The following is a 12146-nucleotide window of genomic DNA, read 5'->3' as shown; positions in this document are numbered from 1 at the left end:
GCATTTCAAATGTGGGAGGGGCGGTGCGACGATTCGACTTGCCCCCGATTGGCGCCAGTCAGAGCACCACCGTCCGATTGGCGTTCAAAAACACCCGCCGCTCAATGTGATACCCCACCGCCCGCGCCAACGTGAGCCCTTCGATATCCCGCCCCTTGGCAATCAGATCCTCGGGATAGTGGCTGTGGTCCACCACTTCCACACCCTGGGCGATGATCGGCCCTTCATCCAGATCGTTGTTGATGTAATGCGCCGTGGCGCCGACCAGCTTCACGCCCTTGTTGTACGCCTGGTGATACGGCTTGGCGCCCTTGAACCCCGGCAGCAACGAGTGATGAATGTTGATGGCCTTGCCGTCCAGCTTGCGGCACAGCTCCGGCGACAGCACTTGCATGTAGCGCGCAAGGATCACCAGTTCGGCGCCGGTATCTTCCACCACTTGCCACACTTGACGCTCCTGGGACGGTTTGTCGTTGGGGTCGAGGGGGAAATGGTAGTAGGGAATTTGATGCCAGTCGGCCAAAGGTTTCAGATCGGGGTGGTTGGACACCACCGCGACCACGTCCATCGACAGCTGACCAATGCGCTGGCGGTACAACAAGTCGTTGAGGCAGTGATCGGCCTTGGAGACCATGATCACCACTTTTGGCCGGTAGTTCGGCGCCGTCAACTCGAAGATCATGCCAAACGCTTCACCGCGCGTGGCCAGGCCATCGCGAAAACCCTGCTCGTCAAAGCCATCAGGCTGACGGAATTCCACCCGAATAAAAAAACGGCCCGAGAGGCGGTCATCGAACGAATGGTGCTCGGTGACATAGCAGCCCTGCTCGAACAGGTAGCGGGTGACCGCGTCCACCGTGCCGAGCACGCTGGGGCAGTCGGCGGTCAAAATCCATGTATCAGGCGCGCGGCTCATTACGGTTAACTCCTCAAACAACGCTATCTACTGTAGGAGCGAGCTTGCTCGCGAAGAACGCCAACGATGATGCGTGCATGCTGAATGAACGCGGCGTCTTTGAGTTTTTCGCGAGCAAGCTCGCTCCTACAGTTAAGGGGTGAGACAGCGCGAGCGCCATGTCAGGCTTGAACGCTCAGACCGAACTCGGCCGAGGCATCCTGCAGCCACAGCCACCAGTAATCCGAGAAACTGCGACGGATCAGCAGTTCCCAAGTGTCTTCAGCCGTGTGGCGGATCACCAGTTGCGACTTGGCGAACACCGTGCCCACTGCCTTGCCCACCGGGAAGTTGTTGGGATGCACGTCGTAGCTGGTGGACTTCATCAGCACGTCGCGCACGTTCGGGCCGCTCAGCTCAAGAATCTGCTGGCCGCCGCTGACGTTGACGATCTGGATATGCAAATCGCCCAGCGCGGCACGCAGGTTTTGCTCGGCGGCGAATTCTTCACCGCTCGGCACGATCAGCAACCACTCATCCGGGCCGAGCCATTGCAGGCTGGTTTCACCTTTGATGATGACTTGCAGGGCGCCGGGCAGTTCGATGCCCAGGGCCTTGTGCACGCCGGCGGCGAACGCTGCATCGTGGCCATCGCCACGAATGGTGAGGTGGCCGAGGAGTTTCTTTTCACGCACGGTTACGCCGGCGTTCTTGCGGCCCTTGCCGACCAGGCTGGCGAGGTCGGCATGGTGCAGCGACGACTCGGCCTTGGCGCCGGTGGTGGGACGTTGTTGGTAAACATTGGCTGCTGTCATAAAGCACCTGTTCTGAATTCTGTTGTGAGGCTGATGGCCTCATCGGGGGCAAGCCCCCTCCCACAGAGGAATGCATTTCAACATGTGGGAGGGGGCTTGCCCCCGATGCAGGCGACTCAAATGTTCTGCCGATCACCCTTGGGGTCAAAGAACACCGAAGACACAATCTCCGCCTCAATCACGCTGCCATCCGCTTGCGGCGAGAACACTCGCTCGCCGATGCGCTTCAAACCACCTTTCACCACGCCCATGGCGAACGAATAACCCAGGGAGTTGTGCGCATAGCTTGAAGTCACGTGGCCGACCATTTTCATCGGAATCGTCTGCTTCGGATCGAACACCAACTGCGCGCCTTCCGGCAGCCACACATTCGGATCGATCGGCTTCAAGCCCACCAATTGCTTGCGCTCTTCGCGCACGCAATCTTCACGGTTCATCCCACGCCAGCCGATCCACGAGAACGGTTTGGTACGGCCCACGCACCAGCCCATGTTGAGGTCGTCCGGGGTCATCGAGCCGTCCGTATCCTGGCCGACGATGATGAAGCCCTTCTCGGCACGCAGGACGTGCATGGTTTCGGTGCCGTACGGGGTCAGGTTGTACTTTTTGCCGGCCTCGACGATCTTTTCCAGCACGCCCATGGCGTAGTCGGCCTGCACGTTGACTTCATACGACAGCTCGCCGGTAAACGAGATACGGAACACCCGCGCCGGAACGCCGCCGACCAGGCCTTCCTTCCAGGTCATGAACGGGAAACCGTCCTTGTCCAGGTCGATATCAGTCACTTCCGCCAGCAGCTTGCGGCTGTTGGGGCCGGACAGGGTCATGGTCGCCCAATGGTCGGTGACCGAGGTGAAATACACCTTGAGGTCCGGCCATTCGGTCTGCTGGTAGATTTCCAGCCACTGCAGTACGCGGGCGGCGCCGCCGGTGGTGGTGGTCATCAGGAAGTGGTTGTCGGCCAGACAGGCAGTCACGCCGTCATCGAAGACCATGCCGTCTTCCTTGCACATCAGGCCGTAGCGCGCCTTGCCCACGTCCAGCTTGGTCCAGGCGTTGGTGTAGATGCGGTTGAGGAACTCACGCGCGTCCGGGCCCTGGATATCGATTTTGCCGAGGGTGGACGCATCCAGCAGGCCGACGCTGTCGCGCACGGCCAGGCATTCGCGCTTCACGGCGGCGTGCAGGTCTTCACCGTTGCGTGGGAAATACCACGGGCGTTTCCACTGGCCGACGTCCTCGAATTCGGCGCCGTTTTTCACGTGCCAGGCTTGCAGCGCGGTGTAGCGTACCGGTTCGAAAATGTGCCCACAGTGACGGCCCGCTATCGCACCGAAAGTCACCGGCGTGTAGTTGGGACGGAACATGGTGGTGCCCATCTGCGGGATGGTCACGTTCAGCGAACGGGCGGCGATGGCCAAACCGTTGACGTTACCCAGCTTGCCCTGGTCGGTGCCGAAGCCCAATGCGGTGTAGCGCTTGACGTGCTCGACCGACTCGAAACCTTCGCGGGTCGCCAGTTCGATGGCGGCGGCGGTGACGTCGTTCTGCAGGTCGACGAATTGCTTCGGCGCCCGTGCAGTGGCTTTTTCGTGGGGCACCTGGAATAGCGCCAGGGTCGGTTCTTCAAGGCGGCTCAGGGCTTTGGGCAGCACGCCTTCAACCGGGGCGAAACCGGCTTCGCTGGCCGCGCGCACGCCGCCTTCAAAACCGTCGGCCAGGGAATCACCGAGGCCGTAGACGCCATTGATACCGCCGACGCACACGCGTTTTTGCGGCGCTTCGCCCGGCACAAAACCGAGGATATCTTCACGCCAGGTCGGCTTGCCGCCCAGGTGCGAAGCCAGGTGCACCACCGGGCTGTACCCGCCGGAGCTGGCCACCAGGTCGCAGTCCAGCCACTCGCCGGGGCTGGTGACTTTATGGGCTTTAACATCGATCGCAGCCACTCGGGCAGCGCTCACACGCTTGGTGCCACGGGCTTCGACCACGGCGCTGCCGGTGAGGATACGAATGCCCTTGGCGCGAGCCTCTTCAACCAGGGCACCGCGTGGGTTGTGGCGCACATCGGCCACCGCAACCACTTGCAGGCCGGCGTCGAGCCAGTCCAGCGCAACGCGGTAGGCGTGGTCGTTGTTGGTCGACAGCACCAGTTTCTTGCCCGGTGCCACGCCGTAGCGACGCACGTAGGTAGAGACCGCACCGGCCAGCATGTTGCCCGGCACGTCGTTGTTGCCGTACACCAGCGGGCGCTCGCACGCACCGGTCGCCAGCACCACACGCTTGGCACGCACACGGTGGATACGCTGGCGCACCACGCCAATCGGCGCGCGGTCGCCAAGGTGGTCGGTGAGGCGCTCGTGAATGGTCAGGAAATTATGGTCGTGGTAGCCGTTGACGGTGGCGCGGGGCAGCAGCACCACGTCCGGCAGGGCCTTGAGTTCAGCGATGACGCTGGCAACCCATTCGGTGGCCGGCTTGCCGTCGAGGCTTTCGCGGGAATCGAGCAGCGACCCCCCGAACTCTTCCTGCTCATCGGCGATGATCACCCGCGCACCGCTGCGCGCGGCCGCCAGTGCTGCGGCGAGACCGGCAGGGCCTGCGCCGACCACCAGTACGTCGCAATGACGGTTGAAGTTGTCGTAGGTGTCCGGGTCGTTCTCGGTCGGCGAGCGGCCAAGACCGGCTGCCTTGCGGATGTACTTCTCGTAGGTCATCCAGAACGATTGCGGGTACATGAAGGTTTTGTAGTAAAAGCCCGGCGGCATCAGCTTGCCGCCGACCTTGCCGAGAATGCCCATCATGTCGTTGTTGACGCTCGGCCAGCCGTTGGTGCTGGTGGCGACCAAGCCCTGGTACAGCGCCTGTTGCGTGGCGCGCACGTTGGGAATCTGGGTGGCTTCGGTGGCGCCGATCTGCAGCACCGCGTTCGGCTCTTCGGCGCCGGCGGCAAAGATGCCGCGCGGGCGCGAGTATTTGAAGCTGCGCCCGATGATATCGACGCCGTTGGCCAGCAGGGCAGCGGCCAGGGTGTCACCTTCAAAGCCTTTGTAGCTCTGGCCGTTGAACGTGAAGGTCAGGACTTTATTGCGGTCGATCCGGCCACCGTTGGACAGGCGATTGATCTGGCTCATACCTTCTCTCCAGAGGCCTTGGCGGTGAACTGAGGCTTCTCACCGATCTTGTAGGTTTCAAGAATTTCGTAGGTCACAGTGTCGCGGGTGGCGTTGAAATACTGGCGGCAACCGGCGGCGTGAATCCACAGTTCGTGGTGCAGGCCACGGGGGTTGTCGCGAAAGAACATGTAGTCGCCCCACTCAGCGTCGGTGCAGGCATTCGGGTCCAGCGGGCGCGGGATGTGCGCTTGGCCGGACGCGTGGAATTCCTCTTCGGAGCGCAGTTCGCCACAGTGAGGACAGAAGATATGCAACATGAGGTGGTTCTCCTGTTAGTGGGCGACGGCCGCAGCGCCGTGTTCGTCGATCAGCGCACCGTTGTGGAAACGGTCGATGGAGAAAGGTGCGGCCAGCGGGTGCATTTCACCCTTGGCCAGGCTCGCGGCAAACACGTTGCCTGAGCCCGGCGTGGCCTTGAAGCCACCGGTGCCCCACCCGCAGTTGAAGAACATGTTCGGGACCGGGGTCTTGGAGATGATCGGGCACGCGTCCGGCGTGGTGTCGACGATGCCGCCCCACTGGCGGTTCATGCGCACCCGTGAGAGCACCGGGAACATCTCGACGATGGCCTGGATGGTGTGTTCGATCACCGGATACGAGCCGCGCTGGCCGTAGCCGTTGTAGCCGTCGATACCGGCGCCGATCACCAGGTCGCCCTTGTCGGACTGGCTGATGTAACCGTGCACGGCGTTGGACATGATCACGCTGTCGATAATCGGCTTGATCGGCTCCGATACCAGGGCTTGCAGTGGATGGGATTCGATCGGCAGGCGGAAACCGGCCAGCGAAGCCATGTGCCCGGAGTTACCGGCGGTCACCACACCGACGCGCTTGGCGCCGATAAAGCCCTTGTTGGTTTCCACGCCGATGCACACGCCGTTTTCCTTGCGAAAGCCGATCACTTCGGTCTGCTGGATCAAGTCCACGCCGAGTGCGTCGGCGGCGCGGGCAAAGCCCCAGGCCACGGCATCGTGACGGGCCACGCCGCCGCGACGTTGCACAGTGGCGCCGAGCACCGGGTAGCGGGTGTTCTTCGAGCAGTCCAGGTACGGGATCTCGTCGGCCACCTGCTTGGCATTGAGCAGTTCGCCGTCCACGCCGTTGAGGCGGTTGGCGCTGACGCGGCGCTCGGAATCACGGATGTCCTGCAGGGTGTGACACAGGTTGTACACGCCGCGCTGGGAGAACATCACGTTGTAGTTCAGGTCCTGGGACAAACCTTCCCAGAGTTTCATCGCGTGTTCGTACAGGTGCGCCGACTCATCCCACAGGTAGTTGGAGCGCACGATGGTGGTGTTGCGCGCGGTGTTACCGCCGCCCAGCCAGCCTTTCTCGACCACGGCCACATTGGTGATGCCGTGCTCTTTAGCCAGGTAGTAGGCGGTCGCCAGACCATGCCCGCCGCCGCCGACGATGACCACGTCGTAGACCTTTTTCGGGGTTGGCGTGCGCCACATCTTCTGCCAGTTTTCGTGGTGGCTGAGGGAGTGCTTGAAGAGGCCGAAGCCCGAGTAGCGTTGCATAGTCATTACTCCAAAACCGCGCTCAGCGATAAACCGGGAAATCAGCGCACAGGGCAGACACGTGCTTGGCCACGTTGGCCTCGACATCGGCATCGCCGAGGTTGTCGAGGATGTCGCAGATCCAGCCGGCCAGCTCGATGCATTGCGGCACCTTGAAACCACGGGTAGTCACCGCCGGGGTGCCGATACGCAGGCCCGATGTCACGAAGGGCGACTGCGGGTCATTGGGCACGGCGTTCTTGTTGACGGTAATGTGGGCGCGACCGAGGGCGGCGTCTGCCTCTTTGCCGGTGAGGCCCTGACGGATCAGGCTGACCAGGAACAAATGGTTATCGGTGCCACCGGAGACCACGTCGTAGCCGCGCTTGATGAACACCTCGGCCATCGCCTGGGCGTTGTCGATCACCTGCTGCTGATACGCCTTGAAGCCGGGCTCCAGCGCTTCCTTGAAGCACACCGCCTTGCCGGCGATCACATGCATCAGCGGGCCGCCCTGGGCGCCGGGGAATACGGCAGCGTTGAGCTTTTTCTCGATGGCTTCGTTGGCCCTGGCCAGGATCAGGCCGCCACGCGGACCGCGCAGGGTCTTGTGGGTGGTGGTGGTGACCACGTCGGCGTAGGGCAGCGGGTTCGGGTACAGACCGGCGGCAACCAGGCCGGCGACGTGGGCCATGTCGACGAACAACAGCGCGCCCACCTTGTCGGCAATCTGACGGAAACGTGGGAAATCCAGGGTCTTGGAGTAGGCGGAGAAACCGGCCACGACCATTTTCGGCTGGTGCTCCACGGCCAGGCGCTCGACTTCGTCGTAGTCGATCAGGCCGGTGTCGGTGTTGATGCCGTATTGCACCGCGTTGTACAGCTTGCCCGAGGACGACACTTTGGCGCCGTGAGTCAGGTGGCCGCCGTGGGCCAGGCTCATGCCCAGGATCGTGTCGCCGGCATTGATCAGCGCCAGGTACACCGCGCTGTTGGCGGACGAACCGGAGTGCGGCTGCACGTTGGCGTAATCGGCACCGAACAGCTGCTTGGCGCGGTCGATGGCCAGGGCCTCGACCTTGTCCACATGCTCGCAGCCACCGTAGTAACGCTTGCCTGGGTAACCTTCGGCGTATTTGTTGGTGAGGCCGCTGCCTTGCGCTTCCATCACACGCTTGCTGGTGTAGTTCTCCGACGCGATCAGCTCGATATGGTCTTCCTGACGCTGCTCCTCGGCATTCATCGCCGCCAGCAGTGCGTCGTCATATCCTTGGATCTGGTCTTGTTTGCTGAACATCGCGTCTCTCCCAGCCTTTCGTATTGTTGAGGCCCTCGCAGGGCCCTTTGATGCGATGGTAGGGCTGGCGCGTGTGGACCAAATGCCTGCGCACGCCACGCAAAGGTGCGTTTACGACATGGCCTGAGCAAATGCTGACTGAGGGCCGACAAACTGTAGGAGCGAGCTTGCTCGCGAAAAACCTGAGGGCACCACGCTCAATCAGGCAGCGCGCGTTATCGTTGACGTTTTTCGCGAGCAAGCTCGCTCCTACATGGGTTAGGCGATGAGTTTGCGAAGGAGTAACAGCAGGAGGAAGTGCATTGGATAGAGGGCATAGGCCCAACGGCGCATGGCCGGTGGTGAGACGTTTCTGGCGTGTCGCAATAAGACCAATCCTGCCAGCGGCGCAATCAGACATGCAGCCAACCCCGACAGCGCCACAAACGAGCCGCTATTGAGCAGAATCTGCCATTGATTGGCGGCGACGCAGACCAAACCCGGCACCACGCTGAAATACCAGGGCCGGCGAAACACCAGCAGCATCGCCAGCGGCAGCAATACACCAAAGAAACCGAACATCAACTGGGTTGAAAACACGGCCGCCACCGTGACGGCGATCAGCGCCAATCCTCGATCAACCACCGCCTTCTGCTGCCATCCTCGGGCAACCAGCAGGCCCAGCGCCAGGGTCGGCAATACGTTCAAGGTATCGGCATCTTCGATGAACATCCGATACGGCACTTCGCTGATCACGCTGAACAGCAACAACCAACCCAAGTAGCGCCAGTGGCCGGTCACCGGGGCGTTCCGAGCCCGGTGCAGATTCGCCGCAATCGCCAGGCAAAACCATGGGAACGCCAGGCGCCCGGGCACATACAGGCCATCGAGGCTCAGGCCCACATAGCGCAGGTGATCCAGCACCATGCTCAGCAGCGCCAGCCACTTGAGCAGGTCCAAACCGCCATCTCGGACATGTCCGACAGGCAAGGTGTCAGTACCGTGCATAATTCCCCACCGACTTTGCATTTACAGTGCGTGCGCCGCCCTCCCAATCTTGGTTAAAGTGCGCACCAACATCGACCACAGGAATGGGCCATGACCGACAAGAGCCAACAATTCGCCAGCGACAACTATTCCGGCATCTGCCCGGAAGCCTGGGCCGCCATGGAACAAGCCAACCAGGGCCATCAACGTGCCTATGGCGATGATGAGTGGACCCACCGCGCCGCCGACGGTTTCCGCAATCTGTTCGAAACCGACTGCGAAGTGTTCTTCGCCTTCAACGGCACCGCCGCCAACTCCCTGGCGCTGTCTTCGCTGTGCCAGAGCTACCATAGCGTGATTTGCTCGGAAACCGCCCACGTCGAGACCGATGAGTGCGGCGCGCCGGAGTTTTTCTCCAACGGCTCCAAGCTGCTCACTGCACGCACCGAAAACGGCAAGCTGACGCCGGAGTCGATCCGCGAAATCGCCCTCAAGCGCCAGGACATTCACTACCCGAAACCGCGCGTGGTCACCCTCACCCAGGCCACCGAAGTCGGCAGCGTCTACACCCCGCAAGAAATCCGCGCCATCAGCGCCACCTGCAAAGAGCTGGGCCTGAACCTGCACATGGACGGCGCGCGCTTCTCCAACGCCTGTGCGTTCCTGGGCTGCTCGCCGGCCGACCTGACCTGGAAGGCCGGCGTGGACGTGCTGTGCTTCGGCGGCACCAAGAACGGCATGGCCGTGGGCGAAGCGATCCTGTTCTTCAACCATAAGCTGGCCGAAGACTTCGACTACCGCTGCAAACAGGCCGGCCAGCTCGCGTCGAAAATGCGCTTCCTGTCCGCGCCATGGGTGGGCCTGCTCGAAAACGACGCCTGGCTCAAGCATGCTCGCCACGCCAACCACTGCGCGCAATTGCTCAGCAGCCTGGTGGCGGACATCCCCGGCGTGGAATTGATGTTCCCGGTGCAGGCCAACGGCGTGTTCCTGCAACTCTCGGAACCGGCTATCGCAGCCTTGACGGCCAAGGGCTGGCGCTTCTACACCTTCATCGGCAAAGGCGGCGCGCGCTTCATGTGTGCGTGGGATACCGAAGAAGAGCGTGTAAGAGAATTGGCAGCCGACATCAGGGAAGTGATGAACGCTTGAAGTAGAAATCAGAACGGTGCGTGCTGGCCGATTGCCGAGTCTGTTTTTTGATATTTCTGACAGCAGCGCACTCGGATTTCATTGTCTAGCCTCTTGGAACCCGCAAGGAAAACGCAGCGATAACTGCCACCTTCCGGGTTTATTGCCTGCCGAATAATCGGCTGCAAATCCAATGGAGAGCTCAATCATGGAATATCAAAGCAACGTCAACACCCTGGTGCAAGGCGACAACACCATCGGCACCACCGTTATCGACTGGGATGAGTTCAGGAAATACGCAAAGGTCGGCGACACCATCCGCGAGCCATCGAGGACGCTGAGGATCTACGACAAAGTCTATGAACTGACAGCCTCAGGCCAGCACTTCGTCGTACACATCTACGCCCAGTAATCCTGCTAACGCCTAGGGCCCGCGCCGGAGACTCATGACCTCCGACGCGGTACTGACCATCGCTTACCTACAATGCCTTCGGCTGGAGCGCCGTCCAATCGTCAATGGGGCCACGGTTATTGATAAAGGTGCCTCCACCGAACTTCACCGCCAGCTTGTTAACCGCGTTCAGCGCAGTGGTCACCGCGCCTTCCGCCCATCCACCGGTAAAGGACACATCATCCCCTGCAAGAATGAACCCATCGGGGTTCTCGCTATGCACACCGTTCATGAACTGTGAAAACAACAGGCGCTGGTATTCGTACTGCCCCGGCAGGTTCATCTTGAAAGCACATAGAAAAAACGGCTGCTCTTCCCAGTTGATTTCGACAAATGGATCGGTCATGCCGAACTCTGCGGCAAGGTCCAACTGATGATGGGCATACACTGAATCCAGCAAGGTCGAACATACCGCCACATGGGACGGCAACGGCGCGATGCGATCACCCAGGAACTTGAGACTGTCGTCATTCCAGGTGTAAGACAAAAACATTCCGCTGCCCCTGTAGGCACCGTGACTCGCAGCGTAGTCCAGCAGGTAGGTGCCTCGGGTAATACGGTCCGATAACGTCACACTCATCCGGTATTGTTGGTCCACACCCACATCGTTCCAGAAGGGCCTCTTGGTCTGGGCAAAGATTTTGGCCGACTGCATGTAATGGGTGTACATCACCGCTTCCCATTCTTTAGCAGACAGCAGGCCATTCATGAGGTTGAAGCGTTCGGCACCATCCATATAGCGGAACTTGTCCAGAATCCGTTTGTGGGGTGTATAGACCACGGCAGGGAAAGTGTATTGGTGGCTGCTTCCCAGGTTGTGATCAAAAATCCACACGTCGAACTGGCCGTCCGAGCGCCGCATGATCTGTCGCACCTCCTGCTTGAAAATCTGGGGAATGACCTGGGTGCTCAGGCTCTCGACGGTGGTACCTGCAGACCAGTGGGCCATGCTGTCGCCCATCACATCAGGGCTACGCCCCCACAGCCGGCGAGGCAGCTCGCTGGAACCGTCGTACATCAATTTATGGTTGGTATCCAGGCCGGTGTACAGCACTCGCAGCACCTCAAGAAAGCAGTTCGGATAGTCGGTATTCCACCCACCCGTACCAAAACCGATCTGGCCAAACAGATCAATGTCTTCGCGGCTCCAGCCAGCCTGCTCGACCATGGCGGCAAAAAAACTGAGATTGTCCCACCCTGCGTCAATAATCGCGTTCCACAGTGTCTTGATTTTCGCCTGATCAATGCTGCCCTCGGACATTGCAGCTTCCATCTCACTGAACTTGATTGGGTCCTGCTCCAGGAAAACGTCGAACAACTTACGCTCAATTTCGGCATATTCCTCGGGCAAGTTATCACCTTCGTAATAGAGCTGGCGCTGCTGATAATCGACCACTGTGCTGGGGGTTGCGGGCGAACCGGGGTTAGGAAAGTCCGTCGAATTGGCACTCATGTCGACCTTGTCGAAATAGTGCATCAACGCCTTGCCGGAAACGGGAAAACGCATGGCGCCCATCTCGCAGATGACGCTGTTGGCTGCGTCTTCTGGATCGCCCGCCACATAGGAATAGAGTCGCCCGCCAATACGGTCGCCAGCCTCCACTACCACAGGGTGCAAGCCCATGCGCATGGCTTCATAAGCCGCGACAAGGCCGGCGACGCCCGCCCCAACGATCAATACCTTGCTACCGAGGGCACTAATGGAAACCTGCCCCAACGGCGTACCGTTGCTGGCAGCCTGATCAAGGAACTGGGCGTAATGAAAAGGGAAGTCTGGAACAAGTGCGGTGACATCGTTAGCCAGCAAGCGCAACGCGCCTTTAGTGCGGGAAGGAATAGCAGACATGTTGGGCATCCTTGGAGGGAAGAGGACGTCCACCTACTGCTTCACTGCGAAGGGCGACAACGACGAA

Annotated in this window: 10 protein-coding genes and 1 pseudogene; 2 read left to right on the top strand and 9 right to left on the bottom strand. The window is 60.7% G+C overall.

The features are described 5' to 3' along the window. Nucleotides 1-58: 58 nt before the first annotated feature. From purU to BFQ00_RS17905, 8 genes and pseudogenes are all read right to left on the bottom strand, one after another. The gene (purU, locus tag BFQ00_RS17935) at nucleotides 59-916 is read right to left on the bottom strand and encodes a formyltetrahydrofolate deformylase (protein WP_016977808.1); all 858 of its coding nucleotides are present in this window, start codon (nucleotides 914-916) and stop codon (nucleotides 59-61) included. A 161-nt stretch (nucleotides 917-1077) separates the two neighbouring features. After that, complete coding sequence (locus BFQ00_RS17930) at nucleotides 1078-1710, bottom strand: sarcosine oxidase subunit gamma (protein ID WP_065934274.1); 633 nt, start codon at nucleotides 1708-1710, stop codon at nucleotides 1078-1080. Nucleotides 1711-1826: 116 nt separating this feature from the next. Further along, nucleotides 1827-4844, bottom strand: a complete 3018-nt coding sequence (locus BFQ00_RS17925; protein ID WP_065934273.1) for a sarcosine oxidase subunit alpha — start codon at nucleotides 4842-4844, stop codon at nucleotides 1827-1829. Then, nucleotides 4841-5143 (bottom strand): sarcosine oxidase subunit delta, encoded by a 303-nt coding sequence (locus BFQ00_RS17920; RefSeq protein ID WP_065885450.1) that lies wholly within the window; start codon nucleotides 5141-5143, stop codon nucleotides 4841-4843. Before BFQ00_RS17920 ends, BFQ00_RS17925 begins: the two co-directional genes overlap by 4 nt. 15 nt (nucleotides 5144-5158) lie before the next feature. Next, nucleotides 5159-6409 (bottom strand): sarcosine oxidase subunit beta, encoded by a 1251-nt coding sequence (locus BFQ00_RS17915; protein WP_010207084.1) that lies wholly within the window; start codon nucleotides 6407-6409, stop codon nucleotides 5159-5161. 22 nt (nucleotides 6410-6431) lie between these two features. Next, the gene (gene glyA / locus BFQ00_RS17910) at nucleotides 6432-7685 is read right to left on the bottom strand and encodes a serine hydroxymethyltransferase (protein WP_065934272.1); all 1254 of its coding nucleotides are present in this window, start codon (nucleotides 7683-7685) and stop codon (nucleotides 6432-6434) included. 151 nt (nucleotides 7686-7836) lie between these two features. Continuing rightward, a pseudogene (locus BFQ00_RS30100) lies at nucleotides 7837-7926 on the bottom strand (outer membrane lipoprotein carrier protein LolA); the annotation flags it as partial. A 17-nt stretch (nucleotides 7927-7943) separates the two neighbouring features. Then, nucleotides 7944-8672: a TraX family protein gene (locus tag BFQ00_RS17905; RefSeq protein WP_065934271.1), complete on the bottom strand. Its 729-nt coding sequence runs from the start codon at nucleotides 8670-8672 to the stop codon at nucleotides 7944-7946. Nucleotides 8673-8762: 90 nt separating this feature from the next. Between BFQ00_RS17905 and BFQ00_RS17900 the strand changes: the two genes are divergently transcribed. Beyond that, entirely contained in the window at nucleotides 8763-9803 is a 1041-nt protein-coding gene (locus BFQ00_RS17900) for a threonine aldolase family protein (protein ID WP_065885447.1), read from the top strand. Nucleotides 9804-9990: 187 nt separating this feature from the next. Beyond that, nucleotides 9991-10194 (top strand): hypothetical protein, encoded by a 204-nt coding sequence (locus BFQ00_RS17895; RefSeq protein WP_065934270.1) that lies wholly within the window; start codon nucleotides 9991-9993, stop codon nucleotides 10192-10194. 67 nt (nucleotides 10195-10261) lie between these two features. On the opposite strand, the gene BFQ00_RS17890 is transcribed toward BFQ00_RS17895, so the two are convergent. After that, complete coding sequence (locus BFQ00_RS17890; RefSeq protein ID WP_065934269.1) at nucleotides 10262-12079, bottom strand: flavin monoamine oxidase family protein; 1818 nt, start codon at nucleotides 12077-12079, stop codon at nucleotides 10262-10264. Between the last annotated feature and the right edge of the window lie 67 nt (nucleotides 12080-12146).

This window comes from Pseudomonas sp. 28 E 9 (assembly GCF_900004785.1).
Taxonomy (GTDB): Bacteria; Pseudomonadota; Gammaproteobacteria; order Pseudomonadales; family Pseudomonadaceae; genus Aquipseudomonas; species Aquipseudomonas orientalis_A.
Note: the sequence above shows the minus strand (reverse complement) of the source record. Positions and strands in the feature narration are given on the sequence as shown.